At 68.6% G+C, this 22,754-nt stretch carries 19 protein-coding genes and 6 tRNA genes; 10 read left to right on the top strand and 15 right to left on the bottom strand.

From position 1 onward, the window contains the following. Window positions 1–8: 8 nt before the first annotated feature. The 5 genes from AB5J53_RS23515 to AB5J53_RS23495 form a co-directional block, all read right to left on the bottom strand. Complete coding sequence (locus AB5J53_RS23515; protein WP_369247638.1) at window positions 9–818, bottom strand: ABC transporter permease; 810 nt, start codon at window positions 816–818, stop codon at window positions 9–11. Further along, window positions 815–1,783, bottom strand: coding sequence for an ABC transporter ATP-binding protein (locus AB5J53_RS23510; RefSeq protein ID WP_369247637.1), 969 nt, complete (start codon window positions 1,781–1,783; stop codon window positions 815–817). The genes AB5J53_RS23515 and AB5J53_RS23510 overlap by 4 nt, the downstream gene beginning before the upstream one ends. Before the next feature lie 223 nt (window positions 1,784–2,006). Continuing rightward, window positions 2,007–2,082 (bottom strand) — tRNA-Gly (locus AB5J53_RS23505). 79 nt (window positions 2,083–2,161) lie between these two features. Beyond that, window positions 2,162–2,233 (bottom strand) — tRNA-Gly (locus AB5J53_RS23500). Window positions 2,234–2,374: 141 nt separating this feature from the next. Further along, complete coding sequence (locus AB5J53_RS23495; RefSeq protein WP_369247636.1) at window positions 2,375–2,692, bottom strand: Lsr2 family protein; 318 nt, start codon at window positions 2,690–2,692, stop codon at window positions 2,375–2,377. Window positions 2,693–3,051: 359 nt separating this feature from the next. Here AB5J53_RS23495 and purS point away from each other — a divergent pair, with 359 nt between their 5' ends. From purS to purL, 3 genes are read left to right on the top strand one after another with little or no spacing between them, the layout of a single operon-like run. Next, window positions 3,052–3,315: a phosphoribosylformylglycinamidine synthase subunit PurS gene (gene purS, locus AB5J53_RS23490; RefSeq protein WP_005482678.1), complete on the top strand. Its 264-nt coding sequence runs from the start codon at window positions 3,052–3,054 to the stop codon at window positions 3,313–3,315. Beyond that, the gene (gene purQ, locus AB5J53_RS23485; RefSeq protein WP_369247635.1) at window positions 3,312–3,992 is read left to right on the top strand and encodes a phosphoribosylformylglycinamidine synthase subunit PurQ; all 681 of its coding nucleotides are present in this window, start codon (window positions 3,312–3,314) and stop codon (window positions 3,990–3,992) included. The genes purS and purQ overlap by 4 nt, the downstream gene beginning before the upstream one ends. After that, window positions 3,989–6,247, top strand: a complete 2,259-nt coding sequence (purL, locus tag AB5J53_RS23480; protein ID WP_369247634.1) for a phosphoribosylformylglycinamidine synthase subunit PurL — start codon at window positions 3,989–3,991, stop codon at window positions 6,245–6,247. Before purQ ends, purL begins: the two co-directional genes overlap by 4 nt. Window positions 6,248–6,383: 136 nt before the next feature. Here purL and AB5J53_RS23475 read toward each other — a convergent pair whose 3' ends face one another. Beyond that, entirely contained in the window at window positions 6,384–7,874 is a 1,491-nt protein-coding gene (locus tag AB5J53_RS23475) for an MFS transporter (RefSeq protein WP_369247633.1), read from the bottom strand. Window positions 7,875–7,968: 94 nt separating this feature from the next. Here AB5J53_RS23475 and AB5J53_RS23470 point away from each other — a divergent pair, with 94 nt between their 5' ends. The 5 genes from AB5J53_RS23470 (at window position 7,969) to purM (ending at window position 13,114) form a co-directional block, all read left to right on the top strand. Beyond that, on the top strand, window positions 7,969–8,607 hold the full coding sequence (locus AB5J53_RS23470) for a TetR/AcrR family transcriptional regulator (protein ID WP_369247632.1): 639 nt from the start codon (window positions 7,969–7,971) through the stop codon (window positions 8,605–8,607). Window positions 8,608–8,617: 10 nt separating this feature from the next. After that, entirely contained in the window at window positions 8,618–9,415 is a 798-nt protein-coding gene (locus AB5J53_RS23465; protein ID WP_369252411.1) for a sterol carrier family protein, read from the top strand. 172 nt (window positions 9,416–9,587) lie between these two features. Next, a complete protein-coding gene (locus tag AB5J53_RS23460; protein ID WP_369247631.1) occupies window positions 9,588–10,382 on the top strand; it encodes an META domain-containing protein in 795 nt (264 codons plus the stop codon). A gap of 61 nt (window positions 10,383–10,443) precedes the next feature. Continuing rightward, window positions 10,444–11,970, top strand: coding sequence for an amidophosphoribosyltransferase (purF, locus tag AB5J53_RS23455; protein ID WP_369247630.1), 1,527 nt, complete (start codon window positions 10,444–10,446; stop codon window positions 11,968–11,970). A 43-nt stretch (window positions 11,971–12,013) separates the two neighbouring features. Continuing rightward, window positions 12,014–13,114 carry a phosphoribosylformylglycinamidine cyclo-ligase gene (purM, locus tag AB5J53_RS23450; protein ID WP_369247629.1) on the top strand — a complete coding sequence of 367 codons (1,101 nt, stop codon included), beginning with the start codon at window positions 12,014–12,016 and terminating at the stop codon, window positions 13,112–13,114. Window positions 13,115–13,246: 132 nt separating this feature from the next. Here the strand turns inward: purM and AB5J53_RS23445 are convergent, their stop codons facing one another. Continuing rightward, a complete protein-coding gene (locus AB5J53_RS23445; RefSeq protein ID WP_005315345.1) occupies window positions 13,247–13,501 on the bottom strand; it encodes a DUF3073 domain-containing protein in 255 nt (84 codons plus the stop codon). Window positions 13,502–13,782: 281 nt separating this feature from the next. After that, window positions 13,783–14,868 carry a Leu/Phe/Val dehydrogenase gene (locus tag AB5J53_RS23440; protein WP_369247628.1) on the bottom strand — a complete coding sequence of 362 codons (1,086 nt, stop codon included), beginning with the start codon at window positions 14,866–14,868 and terminating at the stop codon, window positions 13,783–13,785. 222 nt (window positions 14,869–15,090) lie between these two features. Here AB5J53_RS23440 and AB5J53_RS23435 point away from each other — a divergent pair, with 222 nt between their 5' ends. After that, entirely contained in the window at window positions 15,091–15,939 is an 849-nt protein-coding gene (locus tag AB5J53_RS23435; protein WP_369247627.1) for a hypothetical protein, read from the top strand. Window positions 15,940–16,496: 557 nt separating this feature from the next. Continuing rightward, window positions 16,497–16,703, top strand: coding sequence for a developmental transcriptional regulator BldC (gene bldC, locus AB5J53_RS23430; protein WP_003949541.1), 207 nt, complete (start codon window positions 16,497–16,499; stop codon window positions 16,701–16,703). Window positions 16,704–17,171: 468 nt separating this feature from the next. On the opposite strand, the gene AB5J53_RS23425 is transcribed toward bldC, so the two are convergent. The 7 genes from AB5J53_RS23425 to AB5J53_RS23395 form a co-directional block, all read right to left on the bottom strand. Continuing rightward, window positions 17,172–17,363 carry a DUF6274 family protein gene (locus AB5J53_RS23425; RefSeq protein WP_369247626.1) on the bottom strand — a complete coding sequence of 64 codons (192 nt, stop codon included), beginning with the start codon at window positions 17,361–17,363 and terminating at the stop codon, window positions 17,172–17,174. Between the two features lie 336 nt (window positions 17,364–17,699). After that, a tRNA-Asp gene (locus tag AB5J53_RS23420) sits at window positions 17,700–17,774 on the bottom strand. Between the two features lie 95 nt (window positions 17,775–17,869). Continuing rightward, the gene (gene hrpA, locus AB5J53_RS23415; RefSeq protein WP_369247625.1) at window positions 17,870–21,838 is read right to left on the bottom strand and encodes an ATP-dependent RNA helicase HrpA; all 3,969 of its coding nucleotides are present in this window, start codon (window positions 21,836–21,838) and stop codon (window positions 17,870–17,872) included. Between the two features lie 84 nt (window positions 21,839–21,922). Further along, the gene (locus tag AB5J53_RS23410) at window positions 21,923–22,300 is read right to left on the bottom strand and encodes a hypothetical protein (RefSeq protein WP_369247624.1); all 378 of its coding nucleotides are present in this window, start codon (window positions 22,298–22,300) and stop codon (window positions 21,923–21,925) included. 135 nt (window positions 22,301–22,435) lie between these two features. Then, a tRNA-Phe gene (locus tag AB5J53_RS23405) sits at window positions 22,436–22,509 on the bottom strand. Between the two features lie 23 nt (window positions 22,510–22,532). Next, window positions 22,533–22,607, bottom strand: a tRNA-Asp gene (locus AB5J53_RS23400). A 49-nt stretch (window positions 22,608–22,656) separates the two neighbouring features. After that, a tRNA-Glu gene (locus AB5J53_RS23395) sits at window positions 22,657–22,729 on the bottom strand. Window positions 22,730–22,754: the final 25 nt, after the last annotated feature.

Below are 22,754 nucleotides of genomic sequence, written 5' to 3'. Positions count from 1 at the left end.
ATCCGTGGTCACCGCCGCGGCTCCCAGCGGAACCTCCGCCGTACAGCAAACACCGCGAGCACGATCCAGGCCACCGCCGTCGCGAGGGCGCCGAAGGCGTCGTGCGCGGAGAGGTCGCCGGTCCAGCCGCCGCGTATCAGGGTGATCACCGGGGTCAGGGGCAGCAGTTCGCAGGCCGAGGCCAGCCCGTCGGGCATCACCTCAAGCGGGATGAAGGTGCCCGAGCCGAGCAGGGACAGCAGCACCAGAGGCATGGCGGCGACCTGGGCGCCCTCCACGCTCTTGCTGAAGTTCGCGGTGACCGCGGCGAGCGGTGGCCACATCGCCACGCCCAACAGCAGCCCCAGGACGGCGAATTGGGGAGCTCGGGGTGCTCCGACGTCCAGGAGCGCGGCGCAGGCGACCGTCAGGACCAGGCACTGCACCAGGCCGATCGCGACCGACGGCAGGGCCGCGCCCGCGAGGATCTCGGCGTCCCGCAGCTCACCGGTGCGCAGCCGCTTGAGGACGAGCTCATCGCGGCGGGCCGCGTACACGCTCACCAGCGAGCTGTAGACGGCGAAGAGGAGCGAGAAGCCGACGGAGGACGACAGGACGACCGAGCCCACCGAGAGACCGGTGCCCTTCAGGTCCATCTGGTCGACCGTCGAGCGGAGGCTGAACGGCAAGGTCAGCGGCACGAACACGGCGGCGGCCAGCGTCGCCTTGGTGCGCCCCAGCAGGGTCAGTTCGGCGCGTGCCAGGGCGGCCATCCGCCGAGCGGTCGTGGTCGTACCCCTACCCTCACCCACGCCTGTAGTGACTGTCGTTCCGCTCATGCCGCCGTCTCCCTATCCCGTACCCCCACGCCGTGCGCCGCCGCCTCCCGCGCAATCCGCAGGAACGCCTCCTCCAGCGAGGCCGACCGCACATCGAGCCCCCGCAGCTCGACCTGCGCCCGCTGGGCCCACAACAGCAGTGCGGTGGCCGTCCGCTGCAGCTCACCGGTGCGCAGCCTGATGACGCGGCCCGCCGTCTCGTGGTCCATCACGCCGAGTTCGGCGAGCGGCGGCAGGTCCCCGAGGAAGTAGCCGTCGGGCAGTTCGAAGGAGATCCGGGACGGTTGGGAGGCGGTCACCTCGGCCGGGGTGCCGGAGGCGGCTATGTGCCCTTCGTGGAGGATCGCGAGCCGGTCCGCCAGCTCCTCCGCCTCTTCCAGGTAGTGGGTGGTCAGCAGCACCGTCGTACCGCCGTCGCGCAGCTCGCGCACCAACTCCCAGGTGCTCCGGCGTCCTTCGGCGTCGAGTCCGGTCGTCGGCTCGTCGAGGAAGAGGACCTCGGGACGGCCGAGCAGCGCGAGCGCCAGGTCCAGACGCCGCTTCTCGCCCCCCGACAACTGCTTCACCCGTACATCGGACCGCCGCGCGAGGCCGACCAGGTCCAAGGCCTCCGCCATGGGGCGTGCCCCGCTCGTGCAGCCCGCCCACATCCGTACGGTCTCCGCGACGGTCAGCTCGGAGGGGAAGCCGCCCTCCTGCAGCATCACGCCGATCCGGGGCCGCACGGCCGCCCGCTCCGCGTAGGGGTCGCGCCCGAGGACCCGCACCCGTCCGCCGGCCGGGGGCGCGAGGCCCTCGAGGAGTTCGACCGTGGACGTCTTACCAGCGCCGTTCGTGCCCAGCAGGGCGAAGAGCTCTCCGCGGCCCACGGAGAAGGTGACTCCACGGACCGCCTCGAAATCTCCCCCGTACACACGCCGCAGATCAGTGACCTCAATCACGTCATCGTGCTCGTTCGTGTTCATGAAATCAGCGTCCCCGCGGACGGGACCCGGCAGCAGTGCGCGGTGTCATCACTCCGCATGACAAATGTCAGATGGGCTGGAGGCGTACCGAGATCGGCGAGAGGCCTACGGAGATCCGCGGAAGACGTACGCAGATGGGCGGAAGACGTACGGAGATCAGCAGAGTCGGGGTGCGGAGAAGGGCACAGCAAAAAGCCCCAGTCGGTGACTGGGGCCTTCGTGCTGGAGCGGACGACGAGGCTCGAACTCGCGACCTCAACCTTGGCAAGGTTGCGCTCTACCAACTGAGCTACGTCCGCATTGCCTCCGACCGGCTCTCACCGATCGGCGCGAGCACCAGCCTACCTGATCCACAACAGTGATTGGTAAGCGATGCAGAGCGGGTGACAGGAATTGCACACTGCGCCTTCCCCCTGGAAGGGGGATGTTCTGCTACTGAACTACACCCGCGCGACTCCGTGAGGTCCGGCTTTTCGGCCTCGCCCCTCGGCGTGCTCCAGACTCTAGCTGATCAGCGGGGGGTCAGCGCAAGTCGGTTGTTCCCAGGGCCCGGTGAGGGGTCCTCGCGGGCGCCCCGGAGGACCCGTGGGCTCAGTGCGCCTCGGCGAACGCCTCGTACACCCTCTTGGGGATGCGGCCGCGCGGCGGCACGTCCATCTTGTTGGAGCGCGCCCAGGCGCGGACGGCGGCCGGGTCGGGGGTCAGTGCGGTGTGCGTGTACGCCTTCCCGGACTTCGACTGCTTGCGGCCCGCCTCGACGTAGGGCGCGAGCACCTTACGCAGTTTCTTGGCATTCGTTGGATTGAGGTCGATCTCGTACGACTTGCCGTCCAGTCCGAAGGCGATCGTCTCCGCCGCTTCTGAGCCGTCGATGTCGTCAAAGAGAGTGACCACGACACGCTGCGCCACGAATATCGGTCCCTTCGTGCGGCACCTCTGCGATCAAGTCATGACGTGCGCAGACGTCACGGAGTTGTCGGGGAGATGTCGACTGTCCGGCTGTTATTGGGCAAAGTATCGGCTATTGCCAATTCCTTTGTACAGTGCCCGGCAATGCATTGTGAAGCCCGACTAAATCCTTCCGCGTGTCCGAAGGCAATGGGGTCCTGCCGCTCTTCTGCGGTTTTTCCCAGGATTTTCCGTGCAGGCCCCCGCGTCGATGCGAGATCGTGATCGGGCTCACGTAGGATTCTACGAATCTACGCGAGTAGAAATTTTGTGCGGGTAGTCTGAAGGGACCTGCTCAGCACCACACACCGGGAGTGCCAGTGGCACGCGTCGTAGTCGACGTCATGCTCAAGCCGGAGATCCTCGACCCCCAGGGCCAGGCGGTGCAGCGTGCACTGCCGCGCCTCGGTTTCGAAGGTGTCTCCGACGTCCGTCAGGGAAAGCGATTCGAACTGGAAGTGGACGGACCGGTGGACGACGCCGCGCTCGCCCGCATCCATGAACTGGCGGAATCCTTCCTCGCCAACACCGTGATCGAGGACTTCACCGTCAAGGTCGAGGAAGTCGCGGAGGCAGGAAAGTGACCGCTCGTATTGGAGTCGTCACCTTTCCCGGCAGCCTCGACGACCGCGACACGCAGCGCGCGATCAGGCTCGCCGGTGCCGAACCCGTCGCTCTCTGGCACAAGGACAAGGACCTCAAGCAGGTCGACGCCGTGGTGCTTCCCGGCGGTTTCTCGTACGGCGACTATCTCCGTGCCGGTGCCATCTCGCGCTTCTCGCCCGTGATGGAGACCGTCATCGAGCAGGCGAAGTCCGGAATGCCGGTCCTCGGTATCTGCAACGGCTTCCAGATCCTCACCGAGGCCCATCTCCTCCCGGGCGGGATGCTCGGCAACGACCACCTGCACTTCATCTGCCGCGACCAGAAGCTGCGGGTGGAGAACGCGAACACCGCCTGGACGACCGACTACGAAGCCGGCCAGGAGATCCACATCCCGCTGAAGAACATGGACGGGCGGTACGTCGCCGACGAGCGCACCCTCGACATGCTGGAGGCGGAGGGCCGGGTCGCCTTCCGTTACGTGGACTTCAACCCCAATGGCAGCCTTCGGGACATCGCCGGGATCACTAACGAGGCCGGGAACGTGGTCGGCCTCATGCCGCACCCCGAGCACGCCGTCGAGCCCCTCATCGGGTCCGGCCGCACCGACGGCCTCCCCTTCTTCACCTCGATCCTCAAGAAGCTGGTCAACGCATGAGCCGCACGCCTCTGGACACGGTCGAGCACGCGGCCGCGACCCCCGACGTCGAGCTGCCCTGGGCCGAACTCGGCCTGAAGAAGGACGAGTACGAGCGGGTCGTGGAGATCCTCGGCCGCCGGCCCACCGGTGCCGAGCTCGCCATGTACTCCGTCATGTGGTCCGAGCACTGCAGCTACAAGTCCTCGAAGGTCCACCTGCGCCAGTTCGGCGAGAAGGCCCCGCAGTCCGACGCCCTCCTCGTCGGCATCGGCGAGAACGCCGGCGTCGTCGACGTCGGCCAGGGCTACGCCGTCACCTTCAAGGTCGAGTCGCACAACCACCCGTCGTACGTCGAGCCCTACCAGGGCGCGGCCACCGGCGTCGGCGGCATCGTGCGCGACATCATCGCGATGGGCGCCCGCCCGGTCGCCGTCGTCGACCCGCTGCGCTTCGGCGCGGCCGACCACCCGGACACCAAGCGCGTGCTGCCCGGCGTCGTCGCGGGCATCGGCGGCTACGGCAACTGCCTCGGCCTGCCCAACATCGGCGGCGAGGTCGTCTTCGACTCCTGCTACCAGGGGAACCCGCTGGTCAACGCCGGTGCCATCGGCGTGATGCGGCACGAGGACATCCACCTCGCGAAGGCGTCCGGCACCGGCAACAAGGTCGTCCTGTACGGGGCCCGCACGGGCGGCGACGGCATCGGCGGCGCCTCCATCCTGGCCTCCGAGACCTTCGACGACGCCAAGCCGTCGAAGCGTCCCGCCGTCCAGGTCGGCGACCCGTTCCAGGAGAAGCTCCTCATCGAGTGCACCCTGGAGGCCTTCAAGGAGAAGCTGGTCGTCGGCATCCAGGACCTGGGCGCGGCCGGTCTGTCGTGCGCCACGTCCGAGCTGGCCTCCAACGGCTCCGGCGGCATGCGCGTCACCCTGGACGACGTACCGCTGCGCGACTCGACCCTCTCGCCCGAGGAAATCCTCATGAGCGAGTCGCAGGAGCGCATGTGCGCGGTCGTCGAGCCGGAGAAGGTCGACCGGTTCCTGGAGATCTGCGAGAAGTGGGACGTCATCGCCACCGTCATCGGTGAGGTGACGGACGGCGACCGCCTGGAGATCTACTGGCACGGCGGCAAGATCGTCGACGTCGACCCGCGGACCGTCGCCCACGAGGGCCCCGTGTACGAGCGCCCGTACGCCCGCCCGTCCTGGCAGGACGAGCTCCAGGCCGACGACGCGAACAAGCTCCCGCGGCCCGAGACCTCGGACGAGCTGAAGGACCAGGTCCTCAAGCTGGTGGCGTCTCCGAATCAGGCCTCCAAGAAGTGGATCACCTCCCAGTACGACCACTTCGTGCAGGGCAACACGGTGCTGGCGCAGCCCGAGGACTCGGGCATGATCCGCATCGACGAGGAGACCGGACTCGGCGTCGCCATCGCCACGGACGGCAACGGCCGGTACGCCAAGCTCGACCCGTACGCGGGCGCGCAGCTCGCGCTCGCCGAGGCGTACCGCAATGTCGCGACGACCGGCGCCAAGCCGCTCGCCGTCTCCGACTGCCTGAACTTCGGCTCGCCCGAGGACCCGGCCGTCATGTGGCAGTTCGCCGAGGCCATCCGTGGTCTCGCCGACGCCTGCCAGCAGCTGGGAACCCCGGTGACCGGCGGCAACGTCTCGCTCTACAACCAGACCGGCGAGGTCGCCATCCACCCGACGCCGGTGGTGGCCGTGCTGGGCGTCATCGACGACGTGGCCCGCCGTACCCCGGTCGCCTTCCAGGAGGAGGGCCAGCTGCTCTACCTCCTCGGCGACACACGCGAGGAGTTCGGCGGTTCGGCCTGGTCGCAGGTCGTCCACGACCACCTCGGCGGTCTGCCCCCGCAGGTCGACCTGGAGCGCGAGCGGCTGCTCGCCGAGATCCTCATCTCGGCCTCCCGCGACGGCATGATCGACTCCGCGCACGACCTGTCCGACGGCGGTCTGATCCAGGCCGTGGTCGAGTCGGCGCTTCTCGGCGGCAAGGGCGCGCGGCTGATCGTCCCCGACGGTCTCGACGCCTTCACCTTCCTCTTCTCGGAGTCGGCGGGCCGCGCGGTCGTCGCCGTCCCGCGCTCGGAGGAGCTCCGCTTCAACGACATGTGCACTGCGCGGGGTCTGCCCGTCACCCGCATCGGTGTCGTCGACGGAGACACGGTCGACGTCCAGGGCGAGTTCGAGCTCTCCCTTGACGAGCTCCGGACGGCGCACGAGGGCACGATCCCGGCGCTGCTCGCGTAGCAAGCACTCAGCAGTCGTACGACGCATTCGTACGTCGCATTCGTACGACGATGAAGGCCCCGCCCGGGAAACGGGCGGGGCCTTCGCCGTCTGTGCGTCAGGCCGGGCACCTGACCGTCACGCCGGGATGCGACCGTCAGGCCGGGACGGGCTCCGGCTGCCGCGCGGGCTGCTCGGTGTCCTCCGGCCGCCCGGGCCTGGGCAGCCGTACCGCCAGCACGGTGGCGAGCGTCATCAGCGCGGCGCCGCTCCAGAACACCACGTCCGTCGCGGAGACAAAGGCGCGCACGCCCTCGGCGTGGGCGGTTCCGGTCAGTCGGGCGAGGGCGCTGACGTCGCCGCCGGGTCCGTCGGCGGCGTACAGACGCGCCAGGACGCTGCCGAAGACGGAGGCGCCGAGTGCGCCGCCGAGGGTCTGGAAGAACCGGATGCCGGTGGTGGCGACCCCGAGCTGGTGGCGTGGGGCGGCGAACTGCACGAGCAGGATCAGCTGGCCCATGAGCTGCCCCAGTCCGAGGCCCATCAGCAGAAGGGCGGCGCGGATCAGCCACAGAGAGGTGGCCGGGCCGGTCGTGAGGGCGAGCAGGCCGAAGGCGAGGGCGGTGGTGGCCGTGCCGCTGAGGGTGAAGGTCCGCGCGGACCAGCCCCGGGCGGTGAGCCTGCCGGAGAGCAGGCCGGCCGTCGACATGCCGATCGCCATGGGGAGCAGGTAGAGGCCGGCGGAGGAGCTGGCGACACCTCGGGCGATCTGCAGATAGACGAGCACGTAGTAGATGGCGCACATCATCGCGGCGCCCACGATCGCCTGGATCACGAAGCCGAGGCGCAGTTCGCGGACCCGGAACAGGGAGAGCGGGAGGATCGGTTCGGCCGCGCGGGTCTGCCGCCACAGGAACAGGGCGAGGGCCGCGGCGGCCGTGACGATCAGTCCGACGACGACGGGGGACGACCAGGCGTACCGGTTGCCGCCCCAGTCCGTGACCAGGAGCAGAGCGCTGGAGAACGCGGCCCCGAGCGCGGCGCCCAGGTAGTCGAGCGGGCGGCGCACCGGGTGGTCGGGGAGTTTGAGGACGAAGGCGGAAGCGGCCAGGACCGCGAGGCCGATGGGCAGGTTGACGTAGAAGATCCAGCGCCAGCTCGCGTGGTCGGCGAGCAGGCCGCCGATCCACGGGCCGACCGCCATTCCGGCGCCCGCGACGAGCCCGCCGGCGCTGCCGCCCTTGCCGGTGCCCTCCTCGTCCGGGCCCTTGAGGTGGGCGATCACCACCATCGTCACGCTCATCAGTCCGCCGCCGCCCAGGCCCTGCACCGCGCGGGCCGCGATGAGCTGTTCCATCGACTGGGCGGCGCCGCACAGCGCGGAGCCGAGGAGGAACGTGGCGATCGCGCCGGTGAAGACGCGCTTGGCGCCGAGGGTGTCGCAGAGCTTGCCGTACAGCGGCAGCATCGCGGCCGACGCCAGCGCGAACGCGCTGACCAGCCAGGGGATCTTGTCGACGCCGTGGTCCGGATCGAGGTCCCGGACGATCGGGACGGTCGCCGCCGACACGATCTGCAGGTCCAGGACGGCCAGCACGATCGTGATGAGACAGATGAGGAAGCCGACTTTGCGCTGGGTCTCGGTCATGGGCATCACCCTGCCCGAGAAGCATGTACCGAGTCAATATTTCATCCAAGCTCAAATTTCATCTGGGTACATTGACCGTTGGTACAGTGGCCCCATGGCTGAGGCGATGGGACTGCGTGAGCGCAAGAAGCTGCAGACGGCGATGCGGATCTACCGGACCGCGATCGCCCTCTTCGTCGAGCGGGGCTTCGACAACGTCTCGGTGCAGGAGATCGCCGACGCGGCCGAGGTGTCGAAGATGACGGTCTTCAATTACTTCGGCACCAAGGAGGACCTGGTCTTCCGCCCCATGGAGGAGCACTTCGGCGATGTGGCCCGCGCCGTGCGCGAGAGAAAGCCGGGCGAGTCAGCGGTGGACGCCGTACGCCGGCAGTTCCTGGAGATGGTCGAGGCCCGCGATCCCTCGGTCGGCCTGCACAGCGAGCCCTTCGCCCGCCAGGTGCGCCGACTCGTCATGGAGACCCCGCCCCTGATGGAGCGCGCCTTCCTCGCGGCTCAGAAGGGGACGCGCGAACTGGCCGGCGTCCTCGCCGAGGAGACCGGCGACGCGATGCTCGCCACGGTCGTCGCCGCCACGTTGAGCGCCGCCCGCAACGCCCTCATCGAGGAGCACCACAACCGCGCCGAGGCCGGCGAGAGCCCGGACACCGTCGCCGCCGACGCCGCCGAACGCGCCCGGCACGCCTTCGACCTGATCGAAAAGGGTCTGAGCGGATACGCCGTCAAGCTCTAGGCTGATGACCATGCCCCCGGCCAAGCGACGCGCCCGTACGTACGACTCCGCCAAGATCCGCGCGGCGGTGCTCGCGCAGTTCGGGAACGTACGAGACGGCGTACGCGCCCTGACCGATGAGCAGTTGGCGCGGCCCACGCACCTCGGGGACTGGAGTGTGCGGGAGTTGGCCGCGCACATCACGATGGCCGTCGAGACCGTGAGCCGGAACCTCGAGAGGGACGAGCCGACGAAGGTCGAACTCGGCCTGCTCGACTGGCCGTTCGCGACCGCCGCGCGGGCCGGGGACATCGCCGACGGCAGCCGCGCACTCGCCGAACAGAACCCCGACCTCGACGCGCTCTACGCCCGCGCCGAGCAGCGGATCGCCGAGCGTCTGGCCACGGCGCCGGACGACCGGCTGCTCGCCGCGCGCACCGGTGCCATGACCCTTGCCGACTATCTCGTCACCCGCACCGTGGAACTCGTCGTCCACACCGACGACCTGAACCGCGCCGTCCCCGGCCTCGGCATTCCGTACGACCGTCAGGCCCTCGCCGCCTGTACCCGGCTGCTCGCCGACGCGCTTGCCGTGAAGGCGCCCGGGGCGTCGACGGAGGTGCGGATTCCGCCGTATGCCGTTGTGCAGTGTGTGGAAGGGCCGCGGCACACGCGCGGGACGCCGCCGAACGTCGTCGAGACCGATCCCCTGACGTGGATCCGGCTCGCTACCGGGCGTATGGCCTGGCAGGCGGCGCTGGAGGATGCCAGGGTCAGCGCGAGCGGGGAGCGCGCGGACCTCGGAGGGCTCCTCCCAGTGATGTGCTGAGCCCTCGTGCTGGGGCCCGCGTAAGGCTTTTTTCGCCCCCTCCGTCCCGTACCTGGGGGCTCCGCCCCCAGACCCCCAAAAGATCGCGCAGTTCCCCGCGCCCCTTCCCGGGTAGGGGTGGAGGGCGAAAAAAACGGGGAACCGACCACCCCACCCCTCCCGTCACATCGGCATGGACAAGCAGCGACTGACGCTCACCGCCCTGACCCTGCTTCCGCTCGCGGTGGCCTGTGGCACCCAGCAGGGCAGCGGCAGCAGCTCCGTGGGGGCGGGCTCGTCACCCGTCACCGGCGTCCACTGGACCGTCGACAGCCTCACGGTGGACGGCAGGACCAGGCAGGCACCCGAGAGCGCGTATCTGCGGATCGGCGAGGACGGCCGGGTCAGCGGCAACGCCGGATGCAACAGCTTCGGCTCGACCGCCACCCTCAAGGGTGACCGCGTCGACTTCGGGGAGATCCAGATGACCGACATGGGCTGCCCGAAGGTCTCGATGGCCTTCGAGGAGAGCCTGAACCGCGCCTTCGCCGACGGCGCGTTCACCAGCAAGGTCAAGGGCGACGAACTGACCCTCACCACCGACGACGGCGACCGGGTGAACCTCACCAAGGAGCAGGACGCCCCCCTCTACGGCACGAAGTGGAACGTCACGGCCCTCGGCGACGCCGATGTGGCCCAGTCCCTTCCCGCCGGAGCCAAGGCATACCTCGTCCTCGACAAGAAGCAGGGCACCCTCGGTGGCAGCCTCGGATGCAATCACGTGTCCGCCGAGGCCACCGTCCGCGACGGACATATCACCCTCGGTGCCGCCAAGACCACCCGCATGATGTGCGACGGCTCACTCATGGACACCGAGAAGACCCTGCTCGGCCTCTTCGACGGCACCGTCCGTTACGAGTTGGATCACCGCACCCTCACGCTGACCAGCGCAAACGGCACCGTCGTCAGCGCCGTCGCCGCCAAGTGATCCATCAAGGCCCCGTATCCCCAATTCGGACCAGTGGTCGATCTCGCCTACACTCGGTGGCGTGCCACGTGGTGACGGTCGACTCAATCATGATCTGCTCCCCGGTGAGAAAGGCCCCCAGGACGCTTGCGGCGTCTTCGGTGTCTGGGCTCCGGGCGAAGAGGTCGCCAAGCTCACTTACTTCGGGCTCTACGCCCTCCAGCATCGGGGTCAGGAATCCGCGGGAATCGCGGTCAGCAACGGCTCCCAGATCCTCGTCTTCAAGGACATGGGGCTCGTTTCCCAGGTCTTCGACGAGACCTCTCTCGGTTCGCTCCAGGGTCATATCGCGGTCGGTCACGCCCGCTACTCGACCACCGGTGCCTCCGTCTGGGAGAACGCCCAGCCGACGTTCCGTGCCACCGCGCACGGTTCCATCGCGCTCGGCCACAACGGCAACCTCGTCAACACGGCGCAGCTCGCCGAGATGGTCGCCGACCTGCCCAAGCAGGACGGCCGCACCACACGTGTGGCGGCCACCAACGACACCGACCTGCTCACCGCGCTGCTCGCGGCCCAGGTCGACGACGACGGCAAGCCGCTGACCATCGAAGAGGCCTCCGCCAAGATCCTCCCGCAGGTCAAGGGCGCCTTCTCGCTCGTCTTCATGGACGAGCACACCCTCTACGCGGCCCGTGACCCGCAGGGCATCCGCCCGCTGGTCCTCGGCCGCCTGGAGCGCGGCTGGGTCGTCGCCTCCGAGTCCGCCGCCCTCGACATCTGCGGCGCCGCCTACGTGCGCGAGATCGAGCCGGGCGAGTTCGTCGCCATCGACGAGAACGGTCTGCGTACGTCGCGATTCGCGGAAGCGAAGCCCAAGGGCTGTGTCTTCGAGTACGTCTATCTGGCCCGCCCCGACACGGACATCGCCGGCCGGAACGTGTATCTCTCGCGCGTCGAGATGGGCCGCAGGCTCGCCAAGGAAGCCCCTGTGGAGGCCGATCTGGTGATAGCGACCCCGGAGTCCGGGACGCCCGCCGCGATCGGTTACGCGGAAGCCTCCGGCATTCCCTTCGGCGCGGGTCTGGTCAAGAACGCATACGTCGGCCGGACCTTCATCCAGCCCTCGCAGACGATCCGCCAGCTCGGCATCCGTCTGAAGCTGAACCCCCTGAAGGAAGTCATCAAGGGCAAGCGCCTGGTCGTCGTCGACGACTCGATCGTGCGCGGCAACACCCAGCGCGCGCTCGTGCGCATGCTGCGGGAAGCGGGCGCGGCAGAGGTCCACATCCGGATCTCCTCGCCCCCGGTGAAGTGGCCCTGCTTCTTCGGCATCGACTTCGCGACCCGCGCCGAGCTGATCGCCAACGGCATGACCATCGAGGAGATCGGCACCTCGCTGGGCGCCGACTCCCTGTCGTACATCTCCATCGACGGCATGATCGAGGCGACCACCATCGCCAAGCCGAACCTGTGCCGCGCCTGCTTCGACGGCGAGTACCCGATGGAGCTCCCGGACCCCGAGCTGCTCGGCAAGCAGCTCCTGGAGACCGAGCTGGCCGCGGGTCCCGCAGCCACGGCCGCGGCTGACGCCATCCGTCGCCCGTAAGCGCCGCAGAGCCCCGTATCACCAACCCGAAAGATCCCAGGCAATGTCTGCTGTATCTGATCGGTCGACTGCGTCGACGGGCACTGCTTCCGGTGCTTCCTACGCGGCTGCCGGCGTCGACATCGAAGCGGGCGACCGCGCCGTGGAGCTCATGAAGGAGTGGGTGAAGAAGACGCAGCGCCCCGAGGTCCTCGGCGGCCTCGGCGGTTTCGCCGGCCTCTTCGACGCCTCCGCCCTCAAGCGCTACGAGCGCCCGCTGCTCGCCTCCGCGACGGACGGCGTGGGCACCAAGGTCGACCTCGCCCGGCAGCTCGGCGTGTACGACACCATCGGCCACGACCTGGTCGCGATGGTCATGGACGACATCGTGGTGTGCGGCGCCGAGCCCCTCTTCATGACCGACTACATCTGTGTCGGCAAGGTCCACCCGGAGCGCGTGGCGGCCATCGTGAAGGGCATCGCCGAGGGATGCGTGCTCGCGGGCTGCGCCCTCGTCGGCGGCGAGACGGCCGAGCACCCGGGTCTGCTGGGGCCGGACGACTTCGATGTCGCCGGTGCGGGCACCGGTGTGGTCGAGGCCGACCAGCTGCTCGGCCCGGATCGTATCCGTACGGGTGACGCGGTGATCGCCATGGCGGCCTCCGGTCTTCACTCGAACGGGTACTCGCTCGTCCGGCATGTTCTGTTCGACCGGGCGAACCTCCGCCTGGACCAGCACGTCGAGGAGTTCGGCCGCACGCTCGGCGAGGAGCTCCTGGAGCCCACCAAGATCTACTCGCTGGACTGCCTGGCGCTGACCCGGACCACCCAGGTGCACGCCTTCAGCCACATCACCGGCGGTGGACTCGCGGCCAACCTGGCCCGCGTCATCCCGGACGACCTGCACGCCATCGTCGACCGCGCGACCTGGACTCCGGCCCCGGTCTTCGACCTCGTCCGCAGGACCGGCGACGTCGAGCGGCTGGAGCTGGAGAAGACGCTGAACATGGGCGTCGGCATGATCGCGATCGTCCCCGAGGAGTCCGCGGACGTGGCACTCGCCACCCTCGCGGACCGCGGGGTGGACGCCTGGATCGCCGGTGAGATCACCGAGCGCGGCGCGCACGAGACGGGCGCGGCGCTCATCGGGGACTACGCCGGCTAGTCAGTGAGTCCGTCCGGGGCAGAGCCCCGGACGGCAGCTGACAGCAACTAACGAACTGACGTCACCTGACGGCAGCGCAAAACCCGGTCCGGCGCGAATCCGCCCCGGACCGGGTGAAGCATTGCTGGACAGTCAAGCGCCGCGACGCTGCTGTGACGACGGACCGGACTCGTCGTCCTCGTCCTCGTCGTCGTTGTACAGATCCGCGTACTGGGCGTACGGGTCGTCTTCCTCGTCGTCGTCCTCGAACGGCTCGCCATTCGGCGGCTGGCTCGAAGTCGAAGCGCCCAGCTCGTTGGCCAGACGCGACAGGTCAGTCCCGCCGCTGTTGTACTTCAGCTGGCGGGCGACCTTCGTCTGCTTGGCCTTGGCCCGGCCGCGCCCCATGGCTCGACCCCCTCGGTGACGGGGCTCGACGGCCCCAGAGTCTTGACACGCGTTCATGATCTGGAACGGGCTCTCCATGGAGAGACCGGTCCGTAGGGCTTCCACGGTACCTGAGCCCACGCCCATACGGTACGTCGCCCGCAGGACGCGCGTGTGCGCAGAACCCGCGAGGAGCCCCGTCCTCGCTGGTCAACCGCGATTTTAACCTCTTCTTGGCCGACGACCCGCCGACGGACGTGAGAGTTCTCTCTAACTACCGCCGACGGGTACCCGTCACACGGTCAGCGGCGCCGGGCCTCCGCCATCCGCTGCTCGGCGATCCGGTCGGCCGCGGCGGCCGGCGGAATGCCGTCCGTCTTCGCACGTGCGAATATGGCCAGCGTGGTGTCGAAGATCTTCGCGGCCTTCGCCTTGCACCGCTCGAAGTCGAAGCCGTGCAGCTCGTCGGCGACCTGGATGACACCGCCCGCGTTCACGACGTAGTCCGGGGCGTAGAGAATCCCGCGGTCCGCGAGGTCCTTCTCCACGCCCGGATGCGCGAGCTGGTTGTTGGCGGCGCCGCACACGATCCTGGCCGTGAGTACCGGCACGGAGTCGTCGTTCAGCGCCCCGCCCAGCGCGCAGGGGGCGTAGATGTCGAGGCCCTCGGTGCGGATGAGTGCCTCGGTGTCCGCGACGGCCGTGACACCGGACGGGTGCGCGTCGAGGATCCCGCGCACCGACTCCTCCCGTACGTCCGTGATCACGACCTCGGCGCCGTCGTCGAGCAGGTGCTGCACGAGCTGGCGGCCCACCTTGCCGACGCCGGCGATGCCGACCTTGCGGCCACGCAGCGTCGGGTCGCCCCACAGGTGCTGGGCGGAGGCCCGCATGCCCTGGAAGACACCGAAGGCGGTGAGGACGGAGGAGTCCCCGGCGCCGCCGTTCTCGGGCGAGCGGCCGGTGGTCCAGCGGCACTCGCGCGCCACCACGTCCATGTCGGCGACATACGTACCGACGTCGCACGCGGTGACGTACCGGCCACCGAGCGAGGCCACGAACCGGCCGTACGCGAGAAGCAGCGCCTCGGACTTGATCTGCTCCGGGTCGCCGATGATCACGGCCTTGCCACCGCCGTGGTCGAGACCGGCCATGGCGTTCTTGTACGACATGCCGCGCGAGAGGTTCAGGGCGTCGGCGACGGCCTCCTCCTCGCTCGCGTACGGGTAGAAGCGCGTACCGCCGAGGGCCGGGCCCAGCGCGGTGGAGTGAATGGCGATGACGGCCTTGAGGCCGCTGGCGCGGTCCTGGCAGAGCACGACTTGCTCATGACCCCCCTGGTCCGAGTGGAACAGGGTGTGCAGGACGCCGTCGGTTACGTCGGTCACTGTGGTGACTCCCAGGTAATAAGCGGCGGTTGGGGGCGGGGCCCGTGCGGATGGCGGGCTCCGTGGGCATGAGACTAGAGCCTGCGCCCACCCGCCTTCGGTGCAGTGTTCAGGATCACCTACCGGCGGCGTACAGCCGTGGTTCGATTTGCATAGATTTCTCGTGAGGTTGTGAGCGGTTTTCGCTGGTTTTCCTGGTGGCCGACGGGGGAGGGAGCAGGCGTGCCCAAGGTGTCCTCGTTGATCGTCCCGTACGCGTCGTACTTGCGCGTGTATGAACCGCTGGCCGCCTTCCCGGAGCCGGAGCGCGGCCACTGGGCTCGCTACGCCCGCCGCGCGGAGCGCCCCTCGTACCAGGACGAACTGCGCCGCTCCCTGGCCGACTTGCTGCCCACCCCGCCGGTCCCGGTGCCGGTGCACGAGAGCAGTGACGCCTTCGTGGTGGAGGTCGACGGGGTGCTCTGCGTCTGCCCCTGGCGGACCCGGCTGCGCGGCTGGCAGGCCCTGGGCGAGCTGGCCGAGGAGCTGCCCGCGCCCGTCCTCGACGCCGTCCTGCCGCCGTTGGTACGGCGTCAGGCCGCCCTGGACTACGAGCGCTGGATGGCCCGCAACCCCGACGCCCGCCCGTGGATCCGCACCTCGACCTGGCAGGTGCCGCTGAACTGGTTCGTGCTCGTCTCCGACGAGGAGCGGGAGTACGAGAAGGGGGCGGGGCCCGGCGGCACCCAGCCCGTGCTGCGCTACCGGACGCCGATGGTGCAGGCCCGGCGGCGCACTGCGCGGGCCCTGAAGACGCTGAAGGACACCCTCGACGAGGGGCCGCTGATCGACGGCCTGGTGGACGTGGGGCGCTGGCTGGAGGAGTTCCATCCGCGCTCGCTGGTCGAGCTGGACTACGGCGGGCTGGTGCACGTCCTGCCGGCCGGACACCTCGAGGGGGACCACTCGGCCGCGGACGTCGCCGAGGGCATCGAGGCGCTGCGCGGCGGGGATGGGGCCGCGGCGGGCGAGGCGTACGGGCGGCTAGTGGAGCGGTGGCGGTCGGTCCGGGACCGGCGCTCGGCGAACTGAGGCTCCTGGGGCGCGTGGGCCGTGTGATCTGCTTCTCACCGATACGCGTCGAACTGGCGTATGGTCCTCCCACGCTGAAGAACCCTCACTCCGGGACGTAGGTCCTGATCCGGGCTTTCGTCCCAAGCGGTGTCAAGGCGGTGGCAAGCGTGACGGAAGGCACTTACCTAACCCTTGCGTCGCTTGCCCCTCCCCGTGCCAAAATAGGACAAGGAGTCCGGGGGAGGACTCCATCCATCCACGTATGGGTGGAATCTCAGCATTGCACGCTATGGGGGGTCTGATGACTCCTGATCGCCCTGTGACTGATCGTCACAGTGGCGTGACTGTCCGCTATGGCATGGTCCATCGGCTTCCGTCGCTGATGAACACCTGGGAGGGCAATTCCATCGGTTTGGCCGACGCGGCTGGACGGATGGTGTAGTTGTAGTGCCGAGGACAAGCCGTTCGTCCTATAACCGACTCGACTCGCGTCCGCCATTTCGGGCAACGCGGGTCAAGGTGCAGAATTTAGAGGAAAGAACCGAGAAGGTTCGGTTCTCCCGAGGAGGCCGCTCATGACCGCTCGCACCCCTGATGCCGAGCCGCTGCTGACCCCGGCTGAGGTCGCCACGATGTTCCGCGTCGACCCCAAGACGGTCACGCGGTGGGCGAAGGCCGGCAAGCTTACGTCCATCCGCACGCTCGGCGGACACCGCCGCTACCGCGAGGCTGAGGTCCGCGCACTGCTCGCGGGTATTCCGCAGCAGCGCAGCGAGGCCTGAACAACTGCATAACCGGACAATTCGGCTAGTCCCCCAACCGGCCGAGGCGTCCGAACCACAGCTCCAAGCGACGCGGGTTCTGCCCCAACAGAGCCCACGCCCAAGCTTCTTTGGTACGTGACAAGGGTGCGTCGTAGATCGCGCTGGACTCCGCCGGGTCCAGCGCGATCTTTTTTGTGCCCTGTTCGTGCCTGGACGGCTGGCCTGTGAGTGGCCTTGTCGGAGTCTGGGGAGGGGTGTCGGATCTCCTGTGGACGCCCCCAGAGGGGGGTGCAATTGCACATATTAAATTGACCAGTTGTAGGTGGGGTGTAAGTTCCGCGGTTCTGAAAACCTATGCGGTGACACCCGTCACATGCCACAGTCCTTGTTGCCTACGGGACTTCTGCGCTAGAGGAGTTGGGGCCGAGCACAGGTGGACGTACGTCCCGACTCCCACCGCCCGCTGAGCGGGTCCGCCGCCTCTGATCATGCCTTGGAGGGGCTCTCGTCCTCGGCGGCGCCCCCGGGGTCCTCCTCGCCCCGTGGGGCGGGTTCCATCGCCAGTCGCAGGAGCTGGTGGCAGATCGGGCAGTGCCGCGTCAGATGGCGGTACCCGGAGGCGGCCGCCAGGTGGGCGCGCAGCAGAGCTCGCGTCTCGTGCCTAGCGGTCGCCGCCATACGCACCTCCGAGGCGTCGAGGGGCCCTGGTTTCTGGGTACCGGCGGAATGTGACGCCGTCAAGGCGGTGGGGGCTGGGGGCGGGTTTATTTCGTCCTCGCCGCCCTACCCATTCCCGTTCCGGGTCCGGCGCCCCGCAAGGGGCGCGGGGAACTGCGCGACAAGCTCCCACCGATCCGCGGCCGAAGGGCAACCCAGGGGGTCTGGGGGCAGAGCCCCCAGGTACGGGAACGGGTAGGGGCGGAGGGGGCGAAGAAACTCCTCGGCGTCGGCCCCGGCGGCGGCGCGCACGAAGAGGGCCCCGCATCCGACTCGGATGCGGGGCCCTCTTCACTGCGGTCCTGACGGGATTTGAACCCGCGGCCTCCACCTTGACAGGGTGGCGAGCACTCCAAACTGCTCCACAGGACCAGGTTTCGCAGCAACTCATTCCTGCGCTGTGCTGCGAGAAGAGACTGTACAGGAGGGTGGCCCCGGGGTCGAACTCACCGAACGTGCAGGAGCGGTTACGGGACGGCGGCGTCGATCGCCTTCACGATGCGCTTGTCCGAGACGGGATACGCCGTGCCGAGCGCGTGCGCGAAATAGCTGACCCGGAGCTCCTCGATCATCCAGCGGATGTCCAGGACCGACGAAGGGATCGGCCGGCCCTGTGGCAGCTGCTCCAGGAGCCAGGCGTACTCGTCCTGCATCTCGTGGACCTTCTCCATGCGGGTGGTGTCCCGCTGGACGCTGGTCGGCATCTGCTGCAGCCGACGGTCGGCGGCGATCAGGTAGCGCATCAGATCCGGAAGCCGGCGCAGCCCGGTCGCCGTGACGAAGCCGGGCTTCACGAGGGCGTCCAGCTGCGTCCGTACGTCCGTGAGGTTCGCCAGGAGTGTCGGGCTCTTGACGGCCTTCAGGCGGCGCTCACAGGCCTGCCAGGCGGCAAGCACCTGCTGCACCTGGCCCACCGTACGCACCGTCGTGTCGACGATCTCGGCGCGCACCTTGTCGTACAGCTTCCGGTACGACTCCTCGTCCCACGCGGGTCCCCCGAAGTCCCCGATCAGCTTGTCCGCGGCAGCCATCGCGCAGTCGTCGAAGAGGGCCTGGATCGAGCCGTGCGGGTTGGCGGACAGGGCGAGCTTCTGGGCGTTGGTGAGCTTGTCCGAGGCGAACTTGCCCGGGTTCACCGGGATATTGCGCAGGATCAGCCGCCGCGTGCCCTTCCACATGGCCTGCGCCTGCTCGGCCTCCGTGTCGAAGAGCCGTACGGAGACGGTGTCGCCGTCGTCGACCAGTGCCGGGTACGCCTTCACCGGCTGGCCGGCGCGACGGGTCTCGAAGACGCGCGTCAGCGAACCGATCGTCCAGTCCGTCAGCCCCGTCCGCTCCAGGGACTCGCCGCCCTCGCGCTCCGCCGTCGCCGCCGCGGCCTGCGAGATCGCCTTGCGCGCCTTCGGCTTCAGCTGGAGCTGCAGCGCCTCCAGGTCCTTGTCCTCGGCGAGCTTGCGGCGCCGCTCGTCGACGATCCGGAAGGTGATCTTGAGGTGGTCCGCGACCCGGGACCAGTCGAAGTCGTCGGCCGTGAGCGGCACGCCGACCATGCGCTTCAGCTCGCGCGCCATCGTCGTGGTCAGCGGCTCCTGGAGGGGCACGGCCCGCTCCAGGAACTTCTGGGCGAAGTTCGGGGCAGGGACGTAATTCCGGCGGATCGGCTTGGGCAGGGACCGGATGAGCTCGGTGACGACCTCTTCCCGCAGGCCGGGGATCTGCCAGTCGAAGCCCTCGTCCGTGACCTGGTTGAGCACCTGGAGCGGGATGTGGACGGTCACGCCGTCCGCGTCCGCACCCGGCTCGAACTGGTAGGTCACCCGGAACTTGAGTCGGCCCTGGCGCCAGGAGTCGGGGTAGTCGTCCTTGGTGACCGCCCCGGCCTTCTCGTTGATGAGCATCGAGCGCTCGAAGTCGAGGAGTTCGGGCTCCTCGTGGCGCTTGTGCTTCCACCAGGAGTCGAAGTGCGCGCCGGACACGACGTGTTCGGGCACCCGCTGGTCGTAGAAGTCGAAGAGCGTCTCGTCGTCGACCAGGATGTCCCGGCGACGCGCCCGGTGCTCCAAGTCCTCGACCTCGGTGAGGAGCTTGCGGTTGTCGGCGAAGAACTTGTGGTGCGTACGCCAGTCGCCCTCGACGAGCGCGTTGCGGATGAACAGCTCGCGGGACGTCTCGGGGTCGACCCGCCCGTAGTTGACCTTCCGCTGGGCGACGATCGGTACGCCGTACAGCGTGACCTTCTCGTACGCCATCACCGCGGCCTGGTCCTTCTCCCAGTGCGGTTCGCTGTACGTGCGCTTCAGCAGATGCCCGGCCAGGGGCTCGACCCACTCGGGCTCGATCTTGGCGTTGACGCGGGCCCAGAGGCGGGAGGTCTCGACGAGCTCGGCGGACATCACGAAACGCGGGGGCTTCTTGAAGAGGGCCGAGCCCGGGAAGATCGCGAATTTGGCGTTGCGGGCGCCCAGGTACTCGTTCTTCGCTGTGTTTCTCCCACCCTCCGCCCCGGCCTCCTTCACGTCCTTCATGCCGACGTGGGAGAGCAGACCGGCGAGCAAGGAGACGTGGACGCTCTGGTCGGCCGCGTCCTCCTCGTTCAGATGGATGCCCATCTGCTTGGCGACCGTGCGGAGCTGGGAGTAGATGTCCTGCCATTCGCGGATGCGCAGGAAGTTCAGGTACTCCTGTTTGCACATGCGGCGGAACGCGGACGAGCCCCGCTCCTTCTGCTGCTCGCGGACGTACCGCCACAGGTTCAGGAAGGCGAGGAAGTCGCTCGTCTCGTCCTTGAAGCGGGCGTGCTGCTGGTCCGCCTGCGTCTGCTTGTCGGCCGGGCGCTCGCGCGGGTCCTGGATGGAGAGGGCGGCCGCGATCACCATGACCTCGCGTACACAGCCGTTCTTGTCGGCCTCCAGGACCATCCGGGCAAGGCGCGGGTCCACGGGCAGCTGGGCCAGCTTGCGCCCGGTCTGGGTGAGCCGCTTGCGCGGATCCTTCTCCGTCGGGTCCAGCGCGCCCAGTTCCTGGAGGAGTTGGACACCGTCGCGGATGTTGCGGTGGTCCGGCGGGTCGATGAACGGGAACTTCTCGATGTCACCGAGGCCGGCCGCGGTCATCTGCAGGATGACGGAGGCGAGGTTCGTACGGAGGATCTCGGCGTCCGTGAACTCCGGGCGGGCGAGGAAGTCGTCCTCGGTGTACAGCCGGATGCAGATGCCGTCGGACGTACGGCCGCAGCGGCCCTTGCGCTGGTTGGCGCTGGCCTGCGAGACCGGCTCGATGGGCAGCCGCTGGACCTTGGTGCGGTGGCTGTAGCGGGAGATACGGGCGGTGCCCGGGTCGATGACGTACTTGATGCCCGGGACGGTGAGCGAGGTTTCGGCGACGTTGGTCGCCAGAACGATCCTGCGTCCGGTGTGCGGCTGGAAGACGCGGTGCTGCTCGGCGTGCGAGAGGCGGGCGTAGAGGGGGAGGACCTCGGTGAACCGATAGTTCTTCTTGGTCAGCGCGTCGGCGGTGTCGCGGATCTCCCGCTCTCCCGAGAGGAAGACGAGGATGTCGCCCTTGCCTTCCCCCTGCAGCTCCTCGACGGCGTCGCAGATCGCGGTGATCTGGTCGCGGTCGGCGTCGTCGCCGTCCTCTTCGAGGAGGGGGCGATAGCGCACCTCGACGGGGTACGTACGCCCGCTGACCTCGACGATCGGCGCGTCGCCGAAGTGCCGGGAGAAGCGCTCGGGGTCGATGGTCGCGGAGGTGATGACGACCTTGAGATCCGGCCGCTTGGGCAGCAGCTGGGCGAGATACCCGAGCAGGAAGTCGATGTTGAGGGACCGCTCGTGGGCCTCGTCGATGATGATCGTGTCGTACGCGCGCAGCTCGCGGTCGGTCTGGATCTCGGCGAGCAGGATGCCGTCCGTCATGAGCTTGACGAAGGTGGCGTCGGGGTTCACCTGGTCGGTGAACCGCACCTTCCAGCCGACGGCCTCGCCGAGCGGTGTGTCCAGCTCCTCGGCGACGCGCTCGGCGACGGTACGGGCGGCGATACGACGGGGCTGGGTGTGCCCGATCATGCCGCGGACGCCACGCCCGAGCTCCATACAGATCTTCGGAATCTGGGTGGTCTTACCGGACCCGGTCTCACCGGCGACGATGACGACCTGGTGATCGCGTATGGCCTCCGCGATCGCGTCCTTCTTCTGGCTGACCGGGAGCTGCTCGGGGTACGTGACGGCGGGTACCCGGGCACGGCGCTCGGCCATACGGAGCTCGCCCTTGGCGACCTCCGCCTCGATCTCGGCGAGCACGGTGGAGCGGGCCTCGGGCTTGCGGATCTTGCGCGCGCCTTCGAGCCTGCGCCCGAGCCGGTGCGCGTCGCGCAGGGACAGCTCGGCCAGACGGGGGGCGAGATCGCCGAGGGCGGGGGCAGGATGCGTAGACATACGCCGTCCAGGATCTCACCTCGCCGAAATTCCTGGCGAACGCTTTTGCGCCCGGCGGCTCCGGCGCGGGCCCGCGACCTTCGGTCAGGCCTGGTCGCGGGGTGACGTGTCGCGCTGCGACATGGCCTTCGCGGTGTTGGAAACGGCCTTGATCCCGAGATACGCGGTGGTCATCGTGCTGACAGCGGTGAAAGCGGCGCTGATGACGCCGAGGGCGACCGACTTGTCGCCGTTCAGCTGCCACACGGCGACTCCGGCGATCGCCGCGATCACGACGTTGCTCAGCCCAACGGCTATCAGCCCGAAGAGCGCACGGTCCCGCTCCAGTTTCAGCTCGCCCGTGACCTTCGACTTCCCCGCGGCTCGCGCGACGGCTCCCGACCCGGCTCGCGCCACGGCTTGCGAACCGGCCTCCGACCCGCCTTGCGATTCGGCTTCCGACCCGCCAGGGCTCGTCGTCATGGTCCCCCCACCAGTAGGCACTGCTTCGGCCAGGGCGAACGTAGCGCCGTGCCGGGAACATGCCAAGTTGGGGCAGGGAATCGTGGGTACGGGCACGACAAGGGCCCCGTCCGTTTGGACGGGGCCCTTGGGTTGTGGCTGGGGCCGGGGTCGAACCGGCGACCTATCGCTTTTCAGGCGATCGCTCGTACCAACTGAGCTACCCAGCCACGAGGTTTCAGAGAAACCTCAGCGGTCCTGACGGGATTTGAACCCGCGGCCTCCACCTTGACAGGGTGGCGAGCACTCCAAACTGCTCCACAGGACCAAGCTGTTGTGTGCGAACAAGCGAATCTAGTGTCGCACACCGTTCTGCGTGCCCCCAACGGGATTCGAACCCGTGCTACCGCCTTGAAAGGGCGGCGTCCTAGGCCGCTAGACGATGAGGGCTATCGGCCCGCCTGGGCGCTTCTCA

The organism is Streptomyces sp. R41 (assembly GCF_041053055.1).
GTDB lineage: Bacteria > Actinomycetota > Actinomycetes > Streptomycetales > Streptomycetaceae > Streptomyces.
Note: the sequence above shows the minus strand (reverse complement) of the source record. Positions and strands in the feature narration are given on the sequence as shown.

Excerpts from the sequence above, each read along its gene's own strand:
- AB5J53_RS23410 (WP_369247624.1), bottom strand. The coding sequence starts at position 22,300 with ATGACGACGAGCCCTGGCGGGTCGGAAGCCGAATCGCAAGGCGGGTCG.
- AB5J53_RS23460 (WP_369247631.1), top strand. The coding sequence starts at position 9,588 with ATGGACAAGCAGCGACTGACGCTCACCGCCCTGACCCTGCTTCCGCTC.
- purM (WP_369247629.1), top strand. The coding sequence starts at position 12,014 with ATGTCTGCTGTATCTGATCGGTCGACTGCGTCGACGGGCACTGCTTCC.
- AB5J53_RS23470 (WP_369247632.1), top strand. The coding sequence starts at position 7,969 with ATGGCTGAGGCGATGGGACTGCGTGAGCGCAAGAAGCTGCAGACGGCG.
- AB5J53_RS23445 (WP_005315345.1), bottom strand. The coding sequence starts at position 13,501 with ATGGGGCGCGGCCGGGCCAAGGCCAAGCAGACGAAGGTCGCCCGCCAG.
- AB5J53_RS23515 (WP_369247638.1), bottom strand. The coding sequence starts at position 818 with ATGAGCGGAACGACAGTCACTACAGGCGTGGGTGAGGGTAGGGGTACG.
- bldC (WP_003949541.1), top strand. The coding sequence starts at position 16,497 with ATGACCGCTCGCACCCCTGATGCCGAGCCGCTGCTGACCCCGGCTGAG.
- AB5J53_RS23475 (WP_369247633.1), bottom strand. The coding sequence starts at position 7,874 with ATGACCGAGACCCAGCGCAAAGTCGGCTTCCTCATCTGTCTCATCACG.
- purL (WP_369247634.1), top strand. The coding sequence starts at position 3,989 with ATGAGCCGCACGCCTCTGGACACGGTCGAGCACGCGGCCGCGACCCCC.
- AB5J53_RS23425 (WP_369247626.1), bottom strand. The coding sequence starts at position 17,363 with ATGGCGGCGACCGCTAGGCACGAGACGCGAGCTCTGCTGCGCGCCCAC.
- AB5J53_RS23465 (WP_369252411.1), top strand. The coding sequence starts at position 8,618 with ATGCCCCCGGCCAAGCGACGCGCCCGTACGTACGACTCCGCCAAGATC.
- AB5J53_RS23510 (WP_369247637.1), bottom strand. The coding sequence starts at position 1,783 with ATGAACACGAACGAGCACGATGACGTGATTGAGGTCACTGATCTGCGG.
- hrpA (WP_369247625.1), bottom strand. The coding sequence starts at position 21,838 with ATGTCTACGCATCCTGCCCCCGCCCTCGGCGATCTCGCCCCCCGTCTG.